Here is an 18,014-nt window from a genome sequence, read left to right on the forward strand (position 1 = left end):
CCGATGAACCTGTCGCGCCCCTTCATTCAACGCCCGGTCGCCACCACGCTGCTGGCTATCGGCATTGCGCTGGCGGGTCTCTTCGCATTCGCGAAGCTGCCCGTCGCGCCCTTGCCGCAGGTCGATTTCCCGACCATCTCGATTCAGGCGAGCCTGCCGGGCGCGAGCCCGGAGACGGTCGCGACCAGCGTGGCCAGTCCGCTCGAACGGCATCTCGGCACGATCGCCGACGTCACCGAGATGACCTCGTCGAGTTCGGTCGGCTCGGCGCGCATCACGATGCAGTTCGGCCTGAACCGCAACATCGACGGCGCCGCGCGCGACGTGCAGGCGGCCATCAACGCGGCGCGCGCCGACCTGCCCGCCAGCCTGCGCTCGAACCCGACATACCACAAGGTCAATCCCGCCGACGCGCCGATCCTGATTCTCGCGCTCACGTCGAAGACGATGACGGCGGGCCAGCTGTACGACTCCGCAGCGACCGTGCTGCAGCAGTCGCTGTCGCAGGTGGACGGTGTCGGCGAAGTCGATGTGAGCGGCTCGGCGAACCCGGCCGTGCGTGTCGAACTGGAGCCGCAGGCGCTGTTTCACTACGGCATCGGTCTCGAAGACGTGCGCGCGGCGCTCGCGTCGGCGAATGCGAACAGCCCGAAAGGCTCGATCGAGTTCGGCCCGAACCGCGTGCAGCTCTACACGAACGACCAGGCGAAGAAGGCCTCGCAATACAAGGACCTCGTGATCGCGTATCGCGATGGCGCCGCCGTGCATCTGTCCGATGTCTCTGAAGTCGTCGATTCCGTCGAAGACCTGCGCAACCTCGGCCTGATGAACAACGAGCGCTCGGTGCTGGTGATTCTCTACCGGCAGCCGGGCGCGAACATCATCGAGACGATCGACCGCGTGAAGGCGATGATCCCGCAGCTGAAGGCGTCCCTGCCCGCTGCTGTCGAAGTCACGCCGACGGCCGACCGCTCTACGACGATCCGCGCGTCGCTGAAAGACACGCAGTTCACGCTGATGATCGCCGTCGCGCTCGTCGTGATGGTCGTGTTCCTGTTCCTGCGCAACTGGCGCGCCACGCTGATTCCGAGCGTCGCGGTGCCGATCTCGATCATCGGCACGTTCGCGGCGATGTACCTGCTCGACTTTTCGATCGACAACCTGTCGCTGATGGCGCTGACCATCGCGACGGGCTTCGTGGTCGACGATGCGATCGTCGTGCTGGAGAATATCTCGCGGCATATCGAGAACGGCATGCCGCGCATGAAGGCGGCCTTTGTCGGCGCGCGCGAAGTCGGCTTCACGGTGATGTCGATCAGCATCTCGCTGGTCGCCGTGTTTCTGCCTATCTTGCTGATGGGCGGGATCGTCGGGCGGCTGTTCCGCGAGTTTGCGCTGACGCTGTCGCTGGCCATCGGTGTCTCGCTGATCGTGTCGCTGACGCTCACGCCGATGATGTGCTCGCGCCTGCTGTCCGAGCCGCACGAAAAGAAACAGGAAGGCCGTTTCGCGCGCTGGCTGGAGCGCGGCTTCGACTGGATGCAGCGCGGCTACGAGCGCACGCTCGGCTGGTCGCTGGCGCATCCGCGGCTGATTCTGCTCGTGCTGATCGCGACGATCGGGCTGAACGTGTATCTGTACATCATCGTGCCGAAGGGCTTTTTCCCGCAGCAGGACACGGGGCGGCTGGTGGGCGGCATACAGGCCGATCAGTCCACGTCGTTCCAGGCGATGAAGGTGAAGTTCTCCGAGATGATGAAGATCGTCCAGGCGAACCCGGCTGTGGACAGCGTGGTCGGCTTCACGGGCGGACGGCAGACCAATTCGGGCTTCATGTTCGTGTCGCTCAAGTCGAAGAGCGAACGGAAGATTTCCGCCGATCAGGTGATCCAGCAGTTGCGCGGGCCGCTGTCGGACGTCGCCGGCGCGCGCACGTTCCTGCAGGCGGTGCAGGACATTCGCGTGGGCGGCCGGCAGTCGAACGCGCAATATCAGTTCACGCTGCTGTCCGACACCACCGCCGATCTTTATAAATGGGCGCCGATTCTGACGGAAGCGCTGCAAAAGCGCCCCGAACTCACCGACGTCAACTCCGACCAGCAGCAAGGCGGTCTGGAAGCGATGGTGACGATCGACCGGGCGACGGCGGCGCGTCTGAACATCAAGCCCGCGCAGATCGACAACACGCTGTATGACGCGTTCGGCCAACGGCAGGTGTCGACCATCTACAACCCGCTGAACCAGTATCACGTCGTGATGGAAGTTGCGCCGAAATACTGGCAGAGCCCTGACATGCTCAAGCAGGTGTGGGTCAGCACGTCGGGCGGCAGCGCGAGCGGCTCGCAGTCGACCAACGCGACGGCGGGTACGGTCACCTCGAGCGCGACGTCGAGTGCATCGTCGGCTGGAACGGGCGGCACGACGTCATCGAGCGCCGCCGCCGTCGCAGGCGATGCCGCGCGCAATCTGGCCAACAACTCGATTGCGGCGAGCGGCAAGTCGAGCGCATCGACGGGCGCGGCCGTGTCGACGTCGAAGGAAACGATGATTCCGCTGTCCGCGATCGCGAGCTTCGGACCGGGCAGCACCCCGCTCGCGGTGAACCACCAGAGCCAGTTCGTCGCGTCGACGATCTCGTTCAATCTGCCACCTGGCAAGTCGCTGTCGGAAGCGACGGACATCATCTACCAGACGATGGCTGAGATCGGCATGCCGGCGACGATTCACGGCAGTTTCCAGGGGACGGCGCAGGCATTCCAGCAGTCGATGTCGGATCAACCGATTTTGATTCTCGCGGCGCTGGCGGCGGTTTATATCGTGCTTGGCATTCTTTACGAGAGCTATATTCATCCGCTGACCATTTTGTCGACGTTGCCGTCGGCGGGGGTCGGGGCGTTGCTGGCCCTGCTGCTCTTCAATACGGAGTTCAGCATCATCGCGCTGATTGCGGTCATTTTGCTGATTGGCATCGTGAAGAAGAACGCGATCATGATGGTCGATTTTGCGATCGACGCGTCGCGGCAGGGGCTTTCTTCTCGTGATGCGATTGAGCAGGCTTGTCTGCTGCGCTTCCGGCCGATCATGATGACCACTTGCGCCGCGTTACTCGGCGCGCTGCCGCTCGCGTTTGGGCGCGGTGAAGGGGCGGAGCTGCGCGCTCCACTCGGCCTCGCTATTGTGGGTGGGCTTATTGTGAGCCAGATGCTCACGCTCTATACCACGCCCGTTGTTTATCTTTATATGGATCGGATTCGGGTTCGGTGGGAGAGAAGGCGTAATCGAGGGGCTGCGGCTTCAAGTGCGTAAGGGTTGGTTTTTTTGTCTGCGACGCTGGGTGGGGTTTTTTGGGGTTTTTTGGGGTTTTTTGGGGTTTTTTGGGGTTTTTTGGGGTTTTTGGGGTTTTTGGGGGTTTTCGCTGGCATCCGCGTGATGTTATTGGTTCGCAAGCGTTGCCCCTGTGCGGGGCGGCACCTACTTTTCTTTGCCGCCGCAAAGAAAAGTAGGCAAAAGAAAGCGGCTCACACCGCCAGCACGTGTTCCTATCCACGGGCCCCCAACGTCCCCACGCTTCACACGGCAGTGCCCGGGCTGCTACCCGTTGCCAACGCTTCGAATGAACGCCTCACCCACTTCAAACACCCATACAACGGCAGGCGGCAGCGAATGGTATGTGCCGCCCAGGTGGCAAACTGTGTGCAGGTTGTCGCGTCGTAAAGGGTAGTGCTCTTGCACGCTGGGCGCGTGTGCTATCGGTCCGAAGTGAGACGTGTGGAGCACTCGGGCCGACACACAGTTTGCCACCTGGGCGGCCGTGGACTATCTGGCGCGGCAACCTGTAACGCGGGAGCGTGAAGCGGGTGAGGCGCACGGAGAGAACGTTGGCAACGGGCGCGGACTGGCGCGTTGCCGTGTGAAGCGTAAGAACCTGTGGGGACCCTCAGGCAAACACTAGAACTGGCGGTGTGAGCCGCTTTCTTTTGCCTACTTTTCTTTGCGGCGGCAAAGAAAAGTAGGTGCCGCCCCGCACAGGGGCAACGCATGCCAACCAATAACATCACGCGGATGCCACCGCAAAGGCCAAACCCCAAAACCAAACCCCAAAACCAAACCTTAAAGCTTCTGCGCCATCGCGAGATCAAATATCCTGACCCACTGCCGAGCCTCGCGCTCGGACCCAACCGGTAAGCGCCACTCGGGATGCGCCACGTCCTTCACATCGAGCTTGACCTGCCAGCGCTCCCCATCCCGCACTGGCTGCGCGCCACGAAGATCCGCAAAAATATACGAGCCCCGCAAACCGGCGACCTGCACGTCACACAACCGCTTCCCCGCCGCGAGGCGAACCCCACCCCACTCACCTTTGAGTTCATGAGTCCAGTCGCCGTCGCGAATATTCGCCGACACTTCCTTATGCCGACGCCACCACCAGGCAAGCGCCGCAACCACCAGCGCGGCAAAGAGAATCGCCACACCCACGGCCACGCCAAGCCCAAAATGCGCGGAGAGCGCATGAAACGCCTGCACGCAGCCATAAATCAACGCAATCAGAGCAAACAGCGCAACGACGATAGGCATGGCAACGAGTCCCGCGAAGGCAGGCGCGATATCTAAAGCCTAAGCAACAACACAGCAACCAGATACCGCACAGCGTAAAAGGAAAACATCGACCGACGCCCGCGCAGGGCTACTTATGCGTCGCAGCCCACTCCTTGAGCGCCTGCATCGTATTCTCGACGTGTTTGTCCGGCGAAAGGCTCGTGTACTCGTAAATGATCTTGCCGTCAGGCGCAATCACATACGACACACGGTTCGCCATCGATGCATGCATCGGCAGCCCCGCGTCGTATGCATTGATGACCTTCGAGTCGGGATCGGCCGCGACGGGGAACTTGCTGCGGCATTCGCTGACCGAGAACTTCGTCAGCGTGTCGATGTTGTCGTGCGATACGCCAATCACAGTCGCACCGTACTTCTTGTATTCGTCCACAGCTTCGGCGAATTCGTGCGCCTCGATCGTGCAGCCCTTCGTGAACGCTGCCGGATAGAAGTACAGCACCACAGGGCCCTTCTTCAACGCGTCGGCAAGCGCATAGGTGTACGTCTTGCCGCCCAGCGATGCCTGCGTCGTGAAGTCCGGCGCATTGTCGCCAGGCTTGAGCGTCGCGGAAGCCGTCAACGCATACAGCGACATCCCCGCGCACAGCACAGCTGCCAGCGCGAACGGCACAATCTTTAGCTTCATGTCGAATCCTCGAATCGTAAGCGCACGATGCCCGTGCAACGCCTCGCGACGCTATGCCTTACAACATGAAGCGTCGAGGCCCCAAGCTTGCGCTCCCTATTGGACCACGTTTGACGATTGCGCGTCGTCAGCCGGACAAGACCGCCGCATAAGACGCGCGCCGCGTTCGCCAATCAGTCGCCCAGGTGCGCGCCGAACCATGCCGCTGCCGACAGATTCAGCTCGGCCAGCACGATCGGCGTGAGCGCGCCGAATTCTTTCAGCGACTGCGCGCTCGCCACAGCAGCCGCATCCTGCGCCTCGCCTGCCGCTTCCGCGATGCTCAGCAGCGCGCCCATCTGCCCCGCGCGTTCGACGATCGCATCGCGAATCATCGGCGACAGGTCGAGCGGATCGAGTGTCGCGTCCGGCGTCGAATCGACGAGCACATGCACCAGCGAGAACACACCCGTCAGGAACGCGGCGTCGGCAAACGCCTCGTCGTTCGGGCGAATCCAGCGCGCCGCCAGCTCCATGAAGCGCGCACGCGTCCCCGCCAGTTGCACGAGCGGATCGGAGCGCCACGGCAGGTCGCCGCCGCCCGCGTACAGCAGCAGTTGCGCCCAGCGCGCGATCTGCCGCGTGCCCGTCGCGATGATCGCCTCGCGCAGCGATGCGATGTTGCGCCCGAGGCCGAATGCGCTCGAATTGACGAGCCGCAGCAGTTGCATCACGACATTCGGATTGCGCTTGAGCTCGTCTTCGAGTTCGACGATGCCCGCGTCGCGCGCGAGCAGTGCGAGCAATCGCAGCAACGAGGTGCGCGACGAGCGCGTACGGCGCGCCGACAACACCTGCGGCCGCGCGAAGAAATAGCCCTGGAAGAGATCGAAGCCGAGATCGCGGGCGAGCGCGAAGTCTTCACGCGTCTCGACCTTTTCGGCTATCAGCGTCTTGCCGTAACCGGCGAGCGTCTTTGCGAGAGCCGGCAGTTGCGTGCGGTCGGTCTGCAGGAAATCCACCTTGACGATATCCGCGTACGGCAGCGCCGTGAGCAGGTTCGGCGACAGCTCGCATACGTCGTCGAGCGCGACGCGAAAACCCGCGCGGCGCAGGTCGGCGATGCGCGCGATGAGCCGCTCGTCGAACTGCACCGTCTCGAGAATTTCGAGCACGAAGCGCTCGGGCTCCATCAGATGCACGATGTCGTCGAACAGCAAATCGCGGCCGATGTTCACGTAGCCGCGATGCGTGCCAAGTACGGAAGGCACACCGATGCCGCCGATCGTGCGCACCACCACCTGGGCGGTGGCCTGCGCGTCGTCGGAAACCTGCGCGTAGTTTTGCGCGCTGCCGCGAAACAGCAGCTCATAAGCGTGCAGCGCACCGTCACGGTCGAGAATAGGCTGACGCCCGACATAGACGAACTGCGCCGATGAGATCGCCTCGTCCTCTTCGCCTGCTTGCGCAAACGTTTGGGGGCGGCCGGCTTCGTCGTTTTGAAACGGATCAGACATGTTTGACGGCTGCTTGGATTCGGAAAACGGCTTGCTTGCGGGGTCGCCAACTCGCGCCCCATCAGGGGAATAACGGAGCGCGTTCGCCGCCACTTTAGCGGAATCCACCGGCGATGCACAGGCATCCGGGGTAGCCGCGAATCCTTACCATATGTTATGGCGCTTTTTATGTCTGAAAGCTAAAGATTCCGCCGCAAACGTCGTTATCCCGTTCTGATGGACGGCCTCGCGCCTGCCCCGATCGGTCGGATGGCGGGCGCTGCAAGGCCGTCCAGCCTCAAGACGAACCGGGTAGTCAGCGATACACATGGAAGCGACCAGGATCACCCCAGCCCGCCGGGGCTTGCTGCGCACGGCAATCGACCGGTTCCGCGCGGCCCGTCAGCCTGCGCGCGCGACGGTTGCACCGGCCTCGCCAGGTGTCCCGCACGGGCTCGAACAGGCCGCGCACGCCGTCGACTTCCTTGCGCACGTGGCGCGCAATCTCACCTTTCTGTATGTCTCCGAGGCGAGCCTGCGCTTCATTGGCTATCACCGAGAGTATCTGCAAACCGTCACGCTGCACGAACTCGTCGCGCCCGGCGACGTCGCCCGACTCGACGCTGCGCTGCGCCGCGCCGACGAAAGCGGCGCCGTCGAGAAAATCACGCTGGATCTGATCAAGTCGCTGACCTACCCCGTGCCCGTCGAGCTGCGCATTGCCCGCAACTGTCACGACGGCATCGAAGGCTATGCGATCGCCGGCTTCGACGTGTCGAGCTGGCGCGCGACGGAGGCCAGCCTCAAGCATCAGCTGCATCACGACAACCTGACGGGGCTCGCGAACGTGCCCGCCCTCGTCGAAGAAATGCGTCACGCGCAGCAGAAGGCGGACGCGACGGGCAAGTCGGCCGCCCTGCTGCTGCTCGATCTCGACGACTACCAGCGCGTGAACCGCGCGCTCGGCTACGACGCCGGCGACGAGATGCTGCGCGACACCGCGCGCCGCCTGTCCAACATGACGACGCAAGGCGAAGTGATCGCGCGTATCTCCAGCGACGAGTTCGCGATCCTGCTGCCGCCCGCGCACGCGCGCGCCGACACCGCGATCGCTGCCGAAGCACTGGCGCGGCGCCTGTTGACGGCGATCCAGCAGCCGTACACGTTCAACCGCCAGCCGGTGCATCTGTCGGCGAGCGTCGGCATCGCACTGTATCCGGACACGCAGCACGCGGGCGAATCATCCGAGCCCGCGCCGCGCGACAGCCAGCTGTTGCGCTGGGCGGACCATGCGCTGGCACGCGCAAAGGCGGCAGGCGGCAACACGCTCGCGTTCTACGTGCCCGACGACAGTCCCGCCGACGCCGAGCGCCTGAAGCTCGAATCGGACCTGTACGACGGCGTGCGCAACGGGGAGTTCTCACTGCACTTCCAGCCGATCACGAGCAGTCAGTCGCACGGCGTGGTCGGCGTCGAAGCGTTGATCCGCTGGCAGCATCCCGTCCACGGGCTCGTGCCGCCGTCGATGTTCATCCCGCTCGCCGAATCCGTCGGCCTCATCAACTACCTGGGCAACTGGGTGCTGAAGGCCGCGTGCATGCAGTTGATACGTTGGGACATACAAGGCATCCGGCTGCAATACGTCGCGGTCAATGTGTCGCCGCAGCAGTTCCGCGACCCGCGCTTCAAGGAAAGCGTGCGCGAGGCGATCGCGCTCACGGGCATCGATCCGCACCGCGTCGTGTTCGAGATCACGGAAAGCCTGCTGATGCACGACCCGCAGCACGCCACGGCGTTGCTCGAAGAACTCACGGGTCTCGGCATCCGCTTCGCCGTCGACGATTTCGGCACCGGCTATTCGAGCCTTGCGTATCTGCAACGCTTTCCGCTCGCGAAACTGAAAATCGACCGGAGTTTTGTGGAGAATCTGCTAACCTCGCGCAACGATCAGGCGATCGTCAGCGCCGTCGTCGGCCTCGCGCAAACCCTCGATCTCGAACTCGTCGCCGAAGGCGTCGAAACGGAAGCACAGCGTGAGCTACTCACCGAGATGGGCTGCGGCCACATTCAGGGCTGGCTCGTCTGCAAGGCACTCCCATCGGAAGAACTCGCACAGCGCTTCGCATCGCGCGCGCTTCACGTGCATGGTGAAGCGTGACTGACATGACGCGTGTTGATATTGGGCACAGTCCACGTCACGACTTGCCACTCACTGGAACTTGTATGGCTCTTGCGGGACTCTCATGCTAAAGGCTGCGCTGCTTGACCGGCTCTGGGCTCGCATGAACGAGCGCGGCGATTTCCCGATGCTGCAGCAGTCGCTCCGCTCGACGATGGCCGCGATGAATAACGATGACCTCGATTTCAGCGCCCTCGTGCAGATCGTGCTCTCCGACTTCGCGTTGACACAGAAGGTCTTGCGTCTCGCGAATTCGGCGATGTACATGGCGTTCGGCGGCAACATCACGACCGTCTCTCGCGCGCTGATGGTGCTCGGCATGGATGCCGTCGGGCATCTCGTCGTAGGCCTGAAGATCGTCGATCACTTTCATCACAGCGTGCCGCGCCGCATCGACGCGAAACTCGAACTCAACCGCACGATGCTGTCGGGCTGCGTCGCCCGCAAGCTCACCGAGCGCGGCGATCTGCGCGACGGCGAAGAGGCTGTCGTCTGCACGCTGATGCGCCAGATCGGCAAGCTGCTCGTGGTGTTCTATCTCGACGCCGAGTGGGACCATATTCGCCGCCAGATCGATACGGGCATGGGCGAGAACGAAGCGTGCGAAACCGTGCTCGGCGTGACGTTCCATGAAATCGGCCTCGAAGCAGCGTCGCGCTGGCGCCTGCCGGAGATGATCCGCATCGGCATGACGGAATTCGATCCGCTGCAGGACGACGAACCGCGCCAGGTGCAATGGCTGCGCGCGATCACGAACTACTCGACGGAAGTCGCGAACGTGCTCACGCAGCCGCATCTGCCTCAGGCACAGCGCGATGTGCGCATCGCCGAGCTTGCGCAGCGCTACAGCCGCACGCTCAACACTGACCCAGAAGTACTCGTCGACATGAGCCTGACGCTCGCCGAAGAAGAGACCCGCGACGGCGTGATGCGCGAGATCTTCGAACTGCGCGCGAATGCCGACGCGATCGCTCGCGAGGCACTCGACCCGGAGTCATGTATCCGTGCCGGCGTGAGCGAATTGCAGGCGCTGCCGAGCGACAGCGGACTCGCGCCCGCGCTTGCGATGGCGTCGGAAACGGTGCTCGCGGGTTTGCAGTTCGAGCGCACTGTCGTGTTCGTGCGCCATGGCAGCGGCATCTTCAAGGCGACGATGGGCTTCGGCGCCAAGATCGAAGCCGCGCTGCCGAAGCTCAGCTTTGCAACGGCCTTCGCACCCGACGTGTTTCATCTCGCGATTGCGAACTCGGTCGGCATCTTCATCGAAAACGCGCGCGATCCGAAGATGCATGCACGCCTGCCGGACTGGTATCGCCGCGCGTTCGAAGGCGTGCATTCATTCGTGCTGCTGCCCGTAGTGCTGGAGAACAAGTCGACGGTCGCCCTGCTCTATGGCGACTGGGCGCATCATGACGTGCGGCGCCGCATCTCGCAGCGGGAAATGGCCGCGCTCAACGAACTGGCGCGCGAGTTGGGACGCTTCTTCGCGCATGCGCCCGTGAGCGAAGTCGAAACGCTCTAACCAAAAACGCGCGCCCTCTTCCATCGACATGCGCGGCTCATCAGTTCGAGCCGCGCATCTCCCGCCTCAATCTTCGATCCGCTCCAATCCCGTCGCCTCGGCGCTGCGGTCGGCAACGCCCGCCCACGCGGCCGACACAAGGCCCATTTGCGCGACGTCGAGCACTTGCAGACCTTCGAGCCGTTCGCACGCGCTTTCGATATCGGCCCATGCGCCGCGTTCGAGCGCTTCGACCACCGTCAGCAACGTGCCCAGCACGCCTTCGCGCAACAGGATGGCGTCGCGGATCGGCTTGGACAGCACGAGCACATTGAGCGTGTGTTCGAGCGAGCCGCCGAACACCGAGTCGACGAACGAGAACACGCCCGTGAGAAACGCCGCGTCGGTTTCGTCGCGCCCCGCCTCGGGTAGACGCTGGACGGCGAGTTCCATGAAGCGCGCACGCGTCGCGGCGAGTTGCAGCAGCGGATCGTCTTCGAGCGCGACCTTGCGGCCGTCCGCGTAGAGCAGCAGCTGTGTCCAGCGCGCGATGCGGTTCGTGCCCGTCGCGTTGATCGCTTCGCGCAAGGTCGTGACCTTGCGTCCCATCGCAAGACCGCTCGAATTGGCGAGACGCATCAGATGCATCACCAGCACCGGGTTCAGCTTCAGCTCGGCTTCGAGCTGTGCGACGGTCGGCTCGCCGCCGAGCAGCTGCAGCAGATTCAGCAGCGCGTGACGCGGCGCGCTGACCTTGCGCGCGGCGGCGCCCTGCGGGTGCGCGAAGTAATAGCCCTGAAAGCGGTCGAAGCCGAGATCGAGCGCCTGCTCGAACACGTCCTGCGACTCGACGCCCAGCGCGATCAACAGCTTGCCCGCCGATTTCAGCACGCTCGCGAACTTCGGCAGCATGGCCTGCGGAATGCGGTGCATGTCTATCTTCACGGCGTCCGCGTACGGCAGCAGGCGCGCGAAGGTGTCGTTGGCCTGCGCAACGTTGTCGATCACGAAGCGATAGCGGCGGCCATGCAATTCGACGATGCGCGAAATCAGTTCATCGTCTGCGACGATGTCGGGCGGCAGTTCGAGCATGAAACGCTCGGCGGGCAGGCTGCGGATCGCGTCGTCGAACAGCAGCTCGCGCGTGACGGGCAGATAACCGGGATGATTGGCGAGCGCCGCGCGCACGTCGGGCTGCAGGAGCGCCTGGATGATGACTGAGGCGGCGCTGGCTTGCGCCTCTGGCTGCCCGGCTTGAGCTTCCTGCTCGCCGGATTCGGCGGCGGGCGCCTGATACAGCTTGAGTTCGAACGCGCACAACATGTTGTCGCGGTTCAGGATGGGCTGACGGGCAAACGAAACGTTTGCGCGCGCGTCCTGCGCAAAGCCCGGAACGTCTTCTGCCTGGCGTTCCTCAGCGACTGCGGTGGTGGTCATTCCGGTCCCCTGTCCGGCCAGCCTTCGCACTTCATTGCTTATGCTGGTCCCATGCAAGTAGTTGCGGCGAAGCGTGGCGCTTCGTGCTCTCGTCTGTTGAGTATCGTTCTGGCGGCTTCATCCGATATGCCTGGCTGCACCCGCAGCATATCGAGCCGTCTTTCCCCGTGCGCAGATTTTAGCGCACGCCGCCATGCGCAGGAGCAAGAACAAGCGAAAAAAGACTGGAAAACAAGGGCAAAAAAAACGGCCGCATGAAGCGGCCGTTTCGACGTTCGGCTCCGGCGCGGCGATCCGCGCCGGATGACGTGCGCATTACTTCAGCGTGACCTTGACGTCGAAATACTTTGCTGCGAGCCGGTCGATCGTGCCGTCGGCTTTCAGTTCCTTGAGCGCCTGGTTGACGGCGTCCTTCAACTGGGCGTCGCCCTTGCGCAGACCGAAGCCGACGCCCGAGCCGAGCAGCTTTTCATCCGACACGGCCGGACCGGCGAATTCGAATCCCGCCCCTTGCGGCTTCTTCAGGAAGCCCTTCGACGCCGCTTCCCCGTCCAGGAATGACGCATCGAGACGGCCCGCGACGAGGTCGGCATAGACCTGATCCTGCGCCTGATACGGAATCACGTCGACACCGAGGGGCGCCCACTTCGCCTTTGCGTAGGCCTCCTGGATCGAGCCTTGCAGCACGCCGACGTGCTTGCCCTTCAGCGATGCCGCTGTCGGCTGCAAACCGCTGCCCTTCTTCGCGATCACCTGGTTGGGGATCACGTAGATGGGATCGGTGAAGTCGATGACGGCACGCCGCTGGTCGGTGATCGACATGTCCGAGTTGATCGCGTTGAACTTGCGCGCCTGGAGCGCGGGGATCAGACCGTCGAACGCGTTCTCGACCCACACGCATTTCGCCTTGAGCTTGGCGCAGACTGCATTGCCGATGTCGATGTCGAAGCCCTGCAGTTCGCCCGCGGGCGACTTCGATTCGAACGGCGCATACGACGCCTCGACGCCGAAGCGGATTTCCCTGATCTCGGCTGCCGATACGTTCACTGCCAGCGTAGCGCCCGTCAATGCGGCGAGCACGGCCATCTTTTGCCAACTCATTTTCATCAAAGCTTTTCCTCAAGAAGTGCCTGTGGCGGAATGCCCCGCCCTGGACGTGCCGCGATCATGGGCACGCCAAAAATACGGTTCAAACGCCGTCGTTCCGTTTGGTGCGGCGCACAAGGCGACGCGAGCGCGGGATTTTACAGGGTCTTGCTCGACCACCTCGTCAAGCCGGCTGATTCTGTGTTGGGTCGTGCGCCTCGCGATGACAGCCCGAATCCGAAAAAATCTGTCGCACCGACGCAATGCCCCTTAGGAAATGAGCCGGCACAGAAGACGTGGCCAGGCGGTTGTGATGCAAATCTGTCGATTGACTCAGAACGACTACAAGACGCCACGCCTGGGGCGCGTCAGGCTACCCGGCGTCGCACGACGACGCAATACGCCTTTAGGCCAATACAACAATTGATTCGGATTGCGTACGATATTTTCATTAAGGATTTCCGCATTACTTCTCTCAAAAAATAACCCTGGCGTCTGACTCATCCCCGGCGACTCCCTTCAAGCATCGATTGCAATGAAACACAGCACGGCCATTCCGCTGACACCCCTGCCGACCAGCGCGGGCGACGTCGACGCCCCGCCATCGGGCCCGCGCTTCAAGCGACGTTTTCACGTGATGGCCAAGCCGACGGGGTCGGCCTGCAATCTCGATTGCACGTATTGCTTCTATCTCCACAAGGAACAGCTGCTCGACCAGCGCCGCGGCGACTTCATGAACGAGCAGACGCTGGCGACGTTCATCCGCCAATACATCGAAGCGCAGGACGGCGAGCAGATCGTGTTTTCCTGGCAAGGCGGAGAGCCGACGCTCATGGGGCTCGACTTCTTTCGCAAGGTCGTCCGTCTGCAGGAGAAGTACAAAAGCGCGCACCAGCGCATTGAAAACAACCTGCAAACCAACGGTACCGCGCTCGACGACACGTGGTGCGCATTCCTCAAACAGCACGACTTTCTCGTCGGCCTGTCGATAGATGGGCCGCGCGAACTGCACGACGCCTACCGCGTCTCGCGCTCCGGCAAGCCCACGTTCGACCGGGTCATGCGCGGGCTCGAATGCATCCACCGTCACGGCGTCGCGTTCAATGCGCTCGCCGTGATCAACCGCCTCAACGCACGCAGACCAATCGACGTCTATCGCTTCCTCACGCGAGAAGTCGGCGCGACTTACCTGCAGTTCAATCCATGCGTGGAGGCGAGGACATTCAAACAGGTCGCGCCGCAATTCTGGGACGAGGCATCGATTCCCGTGGTCGGCAGCGAACGGGCGAAACCGGGCGCAGCGGATTCCGTCGTCACCGACTGGTCCGTCGATCCCGACGACTGGGGCTATTTCCTGAGCCGCACTTTCGACGAGTGGTATCGCGAAGATCTGGGCCGGGTGCTGGTCAACCTGTTCGAGACGGCCGTCGCGCAGACCATGGGCCTGCCCTCGCAGCTTTGCATCACCGCGCCTTTCTGCGGCAAGGGGCTCGCGATGGAGCACGACGGCCGCGTCTATTCCTGCGATCACTACGTCTATCCCGAGTACGAACTGGGCGACATCGCCAGCCACCCGCTTCATCACCTCGCGTTTTCGGAGCGCCAGAAAGCTTTCGGATTCGGCAAGAAGGACACCCTGCCGAAGTACTGCCTGCAATGCCAGCACCTGAACCTGTGCTGGGGCGAATGTCCGAAGAACCGGCTGGTTCGTGCGCCGGACGGCGAGCCCGGACTCAACTACCTGTGCCCGGGAATCAGGCAGTTTCATTCACATGCGGGCCCAAGACTGCGGCAGATCGCCCGCAGCCTCCACGCCGGATAGCCGGGCCGGCCCGTCATCCACGCGCTCCAACACAAAGCGGATGGAAATCCGTTTGCGTCGCCTCCTGCCGTTGCGTTTTAGCAGGAGATATTCAAGTGCAGCACCCATAGCCAACAAGAGCAATCGATGAACAAAAAGACCATGCCTCTCAGGCACATGCTCAAACGCAAGGTCGTCGCGGCGCTGTCCGCGGCGGTCTCCGGATGGCTGGCATTGAGCCCCGCCGCGTACGCAGCCGACACCACCCGGCCGCCGAATATTCTGGTCATCTTCGGCGACGACATTGGTCAAACCAACATCAGTGCCTATGGCAAGGGTGTCGTCGGCTATCAGACGCCCAATATCGACCGCCTCGCGCATGAAGGGATGATGTTCACCGACTACTACGCGGAGAACAGCTCGACGGCCGGCCGCTCTTCTTTCATTACCGGGCAATCGCCGTTGCGCACGGGCTTGAGCAAGGTGGGCATTCCCGGCGCGACGCAGGGGCTGCAGGCGTCGGATGTGACGATCGCTCAGGCGCTCAAGCCGCTCGGCTACGCGACGGGACAGTTCGGCAAGAATCACCTGGGTGACCGCAACGAATATCTGCCCACCGTCCACGGCTTCGATGTGTTCTACGGCAACCTGTATCACCTGAATGCGGAAGAAGAGCCGGAACGCCCGTACTGGCCGAAAGCCAATACGCCGCAAGGCAAGGCCTATGCGAAATATTTCATGCCGCGCGGCGTGATGGATTGCAAGGCTTCGGACCATGATGACGCGACCGTCGATGCGCGTTTCGGCAAAGTCGGCAAACAGGTCTGCACGGATACGGGCCCGCTCACGTCGAAGCGGATGGAAACCATCGACGACGAGACGACAGGCCGCGCCATCGACTTCATGAAAGAACAGGCCCGGTCGGACAAACCGTTCTTCGTCTGGATGAACACCACGCGCATGCACGTGTTCACCCACGTACGCCCGGAGTACAAGGACAAAGGCGGCATGGTCGGCAACACGTACGCCGACGGCATGTGGGAGCACGATCAGGACGTCGGCAAACTGCTCAAGTCGCTCGACGAAATGGGGATCGCCGACAACACGATCGTCGTCTATACGACGGATAACGGCCCGAACCAGTTCTCGTGGCCGGATGCCGCGACGACGCCGTTCCGCAACGAGAAGGACTCCAACTACGAAGGCGCGTTCCGTGTGCCCGCCATGGTGCGCTGGCCCGGACACATCAAGGCGGGAGAGGTGTCCAACGAACTCGTCTCCGGTATGGACTGGTTCCCCACGCTGCTCGCGGCCGCCGGTGACACCGGTATCAAGGAGCGTCTGCTCAAGGGCGCGAGCATCGGCGGGCGCACCTTCAAGAACCATCTGGACGGCTACAACCAGTTGCCGTACCTCGAAGGCAAGCAGGAGAAGAGCGAGCGCAAGGAGTTCTACTACTTCGACGACGACGGCGTGCTCGTCGACATGCGTTATGAGGACTGGAAGTTCGTCTACTGCGAACAGCGCGCGCCCGGCGGCTTTGCGGTGTGGAACAACCCGCTGACCTGTCTGCGTGTGCCGAAGATCTTCAACCTGCGCATGGACCCCTACGAACGCGCCGACGTCGTCTCCGACCAGTACTACGACTGGACGACCAAGAACGTCTATGTGCTCTACGGTGCGATTGCGGAAACAGCGAAGTTCCTCGACACCTTCGTCGCGTATCCGCCCGCGCAGACGCCCGCCAGCTTCACGGTAGACGGCATCCGCGCCGGCGTCGATGCCGAAATCGCGCGCAACAACGCCCGTGCGAAAGCGATGGCCAAAAAGGACGACTAACGCGATCCCGTCTTGCGAGGCACGCGCCTGCCGCGTGCCTCGCGGCCGACGCCGCACCCGGCGCCCGATTCGCGACGCCTGCCCGCGTCGACATCATTCTTCGAAGGCTATGCCTGTGATTAGACCGATCCTGTTGATCATGCTCAGCCTGGCCGCCTCGGGCTGCACGATGCCGCAATCCATTTCCGTGCTCGGCGCGTTTTTTCCGGACTGGCTGTTTTGCGCCATCGCCGGTCTCGTGCTGGCGCTCATCGTGCGCGGCATTCTGATCCGGCTCGGACAGGAGCGCACGTTCGGCCCGCCCGTCATGGTGCAGCCCACGTTGATGCTGCTCTTTTCGCTGCTGGTCTGGCTGGTCTTCTTCTAACGCTGCAATCTCGTCATTCAGAGCCTTCCGATGGCCGTTCGCCCCAATACATTGAAAAGCAGAAAGTGGCCCGCGCTGGCGCTTGCCATTGTCACGCTGGCCCTGCTCGCCTACGTCATCTGGCGCGCGGATACCGCACCCGGCACCGATGACGCCTATGCTCAGGCCGACACCATCGATGTGGTGCCCGAAGTCAGCGGACGCATCGTCGAGATGGCCGTCAGGGACAATCAACGGGTCAACAGGGGCGACCTGCTGTTCCGCGTCGATCCGCGTCCGTTCGCGGACGAACTGGCGCGAGCCAACGCATCGCTCGTCGCGCTCGACAAGCAGATCGCGCTCACGCGGCGCGTGGTCACGGCACAGCAGTACGGCGCCGATTCCGTGCATGCGCTCGTCGAACGGGCCCGCGTCGCGGCGGCGCAAACCGCGGAAACACTGCGGCGCACGCAGCCGCTGCTGGCGCCGGGCTATGTGTCCGCGGAAGACGTCGACCGCGCCCGCACCGCGCAACGCGCGGCCGAGGCCGACCTGACGGCGGCGCGGCTCCAGGCGCAACAGGCCGCCTCGGCCGTCACGGGCGTCGACGCGCTGGTCGCGCAGCGCGACGTGGTTCTCGCCGACATTGCGCTGATGCAGTTGCGCCTCGACATGGCGACGGTGCGCGCCCCGTTCGACGGTCGCGTCGTGTCGCTGAAAACCTCCGTCGGCCAGTTCGCTTCGGCGCTCAAGCCGGTCTTTACGCTGATCGACACGGAGCATTGGTACGTCATCGCCAACTTCCGCGAGACCGAACTGAAGAACATTCGCGCCGGCACACCCGCCACCGTCTATCTGATGAGCGACACGGGCAAGCGCTTCAAAGGCACCGTCGATTCCATCGGCTACGGCGTGCTGCCCGACGACGGCGGCCTCGTGCTCGGCGGACTGCCGCGCGTCCAGCGCAGCATCAACTGGGTGCGGGTGGCGCAGCGTTTCCCCGTGAAGATCCTCGTCGATCAACCCGATGCGGAACTGTTCCGGATAGGCGCGTCAGCCGTCGCGCAGCTAAACCCGCAGGCCGCCAAACAACCCCATTCCTGAGTCC

12 protein-coding genes are annotated in these 18,014 nt (G+C 63.1%); 7 read left to right on the forward strand and 5 right to left on the reverse strand.

The window, feature by feature from the left end; all coding sequences use genetic code 11:
* The first annotated feature begins 3 nt into the window (after positions 1–3).
* A complete protein-coding gene (locus tag PPGU16_RS10145) occupies positions 4–3,306 on the forward strand; it encodes an efflux RND transporter permease subunit (RefSeq protein WP_180719873.1) in 3,303 nt (1,100 codons plus the stop codon).
* Positions 3,307–4,110: 804 nt separating this feature from the next.
* On the opposite strand, the gene PPGU16_RS10150 is transcribed toward PPGU16_RS10145, so the two are convergent.
* From PPGU16_RS10150 to PPGU16_RS10160, 3 genes are all read right to left on the reverse strand, one after another.
* Positions 4,111–4,575, reverse strand: a complete 465-nt coding sequence (locus tag PPGU16_RS10150; RefSeq protein ID WP_180719874.1) for a hypothetical protein — start codon at positions 4,573–4,575, stop codon at positions 4,111–4,113.
* A gap of 109 nt (positions 4,576–4,684) precedes the next feature.
* Positions 4,685–5,242, reverse strand: coding sequence for a peroxiredoxin (locus tag PPGU16_RS10155; RefSeq protein WP_180719875.1), 558 nt, complete (start codon positions 5,240–5,242; stop codon positions 4,685–4,687).
* A gap of 173 nt (positions 5,243–5,415) precedes the next feature.
* Positions 5,416–6,738: an EAL and HDOD domain-containing protein gene (locus tag PPGU16_RS10160; protein WP_180719876.1), complete on the reverse strand. Its 1,323-nt coding sequence runs from the start codon at positions 6,736–6,738 to the stop codon at positions 5,416–5,418.
* Positions 6,739–7,045: 307 nt separating this feature from the next.
* On the opposite strand from PPGU16_RS10160, the gene PPGU16_RS10165 reads away from it, so the two are divergent.
* The gene (locus tag PPGU16_RS10165) at positions 7,046–8,875 is read left to right on the forward strand and encodes a putative bifunctional diguanylate cyclase/phosphodiesterase (protein WP_180719877.1); all 1,830 of its coding nucleotides are present in this window, start codon (positions 7,046–7,048) and stop codon (positions 8,873–8,875) included.
* An 85-nt stretch (positions 8,876–8,960) separates the two neighbouring features.
* A complete protein-coding gene (locus tag PPGU16_RS10170; protein WP_180719878.1) occupies positions 8,961–10,418 on the forward strand; it encodes an HDOD domain-containing protein in 1,458 nt (485 codons plus the stop codon).
* Positions 10,419–10,484: 66 nt separating this feature from the next.
* Here PPGU16_RS10170 and PPGU16_RS10175 read toward each other — a convergent pair whose 3' ends face one another.
* Entirely contained in the window at positions 10,485–11,834 is a 1,350-nt protein-coding gene (locus PPGU16_RS10175) for an EAL and HDOD domain-containing protein (RefSeq protein WP_180719879.1), read from the reverse strand.
* 315 nt (positions 11,835–12,149) lie between these two features.
* Positions 12,150–12,941, reverse strand: coding sequence for an ABC transporter substrate-binding protein (locus tag PPGU16_RS10180; protein WP_180719880.1), 792 nt, complete (start codon positions 12,939–12,941; stop codon positions 12,150–12,152).
* A 514-nt stretch (positions 12,942–13,455) separates the two neighbouring features.
* On the opposite strand from PPGU16_RS10180, the gene PPGU16_RS10185 reads away from it, so the two are divergent.
* The 4 genes from PPGU16_RS10185 (at position 13,456) to mdtN (ending at position 18,010) form a co-directional block, all read left to right on the forward strand.
* The gene (locus PPGU16_RS10185; protein WP_180719881.1) at positions 13,456–14,742 is read left to right on the forward strand and encodes an anaerobic sulfatase maturase; all 1,287 of its coding nucleotides are present in this window, start codon (positions 13,456–13,458) and stop codon (positions 14,740–14,742) included.
* 126 nt (positions 14,743–14,868) lie between these two features.
* Positions 14,869–16,560 carry an arylsulfatase gene (locus PPGU16_RS10190; RefSeq protein ID WP_197986834.1) on the forward strand — a complete coding sequence of 564 codons (1,692 nt, stop codon included), beginning with the start codon at positions 14,869–14,871 and terminating at the stop codon, positions 16,558–16,560.
* 109 nt (positions 16,561–16,669) lie between these two features.
* Positions 16,670–16,927 carry a YtcA family lipoprotein gene (locus PPGU16_RS10195; RefSeq protein WP_180719882.1) on the forward strand — a complete coding sequence of 86 codons (258 nt, stop codon included), beginning with the start codon at positions 16,670–16,672 and terminating at the stop codon, positions 16,925–16,927.
* A 30-nt stretch (positions 16,928–16,957) separates the two neighbouring features.
* Positions 16,958–18,010: a multidrug transporter subunit MdtN gene (mdtN, locus tag PPGU16_RS10200; RefSeq protein ID WP_180719883.1), complete on the forward strand. Its 1,053-nt coding sequence runs from the start codon at positions 16,958–16,960 to the stop codon at positions 18,008–18,010.
* Positions 18,011–18,014: the final 4 nt, after the last annotated feature.

It is taken from the genome of Paraburkholderia largidicola (genome assembly GCF_013426895.1).
GTDB lineage: Bacteria > Pseudomonadota > Gammaproteobacteria > Burkholderiales > Burkholderiaceae > Paraburkholderia > Paraburkholderia largidicola.

Bases quoted from the DNA above. Each gene is read 5' to 3' on its own strand.
- PPGU16_RS10145 (WP_180719873.1), top strand. From the start codon at position 4: ATGAACCTGTCGCGCCCCTTCATTCAACGCCCGGTCGCCACCACGCTG.
- PPGU16_RS10150 (WP_180719874.1), bottom strand. From the start codon at position 4,575: ATGCCTATCGTCGTTGCGCTGTTTGCTCTGATTGCGTTGATTTATGGC.
- PPGU16_RS10155 (WP_180719875.1), bottom strand. From the start codon at position 5,242: ATGAAGCTAAAGATTGTGCCGTTCGCGCTGGCAGCTGTGCTGTGCGCG.
- PPGU16_RS10160 (WP_180719876.1), bottom strand. From the start codon at position 6,738: ATGTCTGATCCGTTTCAAAACGACGAAGCCGGCCGCCCCCAAACGTTT.
- PPGU16_RS10165 (WP_180719877.1), top strand. From the start codon at position 7,046: ATGGAAGCGACCAGGATCACCCCAGCCCGCCGGGGCTTGCTGCGCACG.
- PPGU16_RS10170 (WP_180719878.1), top strand. From the start codon at position 8,961: ATGCTAAAGGCTGCGCTGCTTGACCGGCTCTGGGCTCGCATGAACGAG.
- PPGU16_RS10175 (WP_180719879.1), bottom strand. From the start codon at position 11,834: ATGACCACCACCGCAGTCGCTGAGGAACGCCAGGCAGAAGACGTTCCG.
- PPGU16_RS10180 (WP_180719880.1), bottom strand. From the start codon at position 12,941: ATGAAAATGAGTTGGCAAAAGATGGCCGTGCTCGCCGCATTGACGGGC.
- PPGU16_RS10185 (WP_180719881.1), top strand. From the start codon at position 13,456: ATGAAACACAGCACGGCCATTCCGCTGACACCCCTGCCGACCAGCGCG.
- PPGU16_RS10190 (WP_197986834.1), top strand. From the start codon at position 14,869: ATGAACAAAAAGACCATGCCTCTCAGGCACATGCTCAAACGCAAGGTC.
- PPGU16_RS10195 (WP_180719882.1), top strand. From the start codon at position 16,670: ATGCCTGTGATTAGACCGATCCTGTTGATCATGCTCAGCCTGGCCGCC.
- mdtN (WP_180719883.1), top strand. From the start codon at position 16,958: ATGGCCGTTCGCCCCAATACATTGAAAAGCAGAAAGTGGCCCGCGCTG.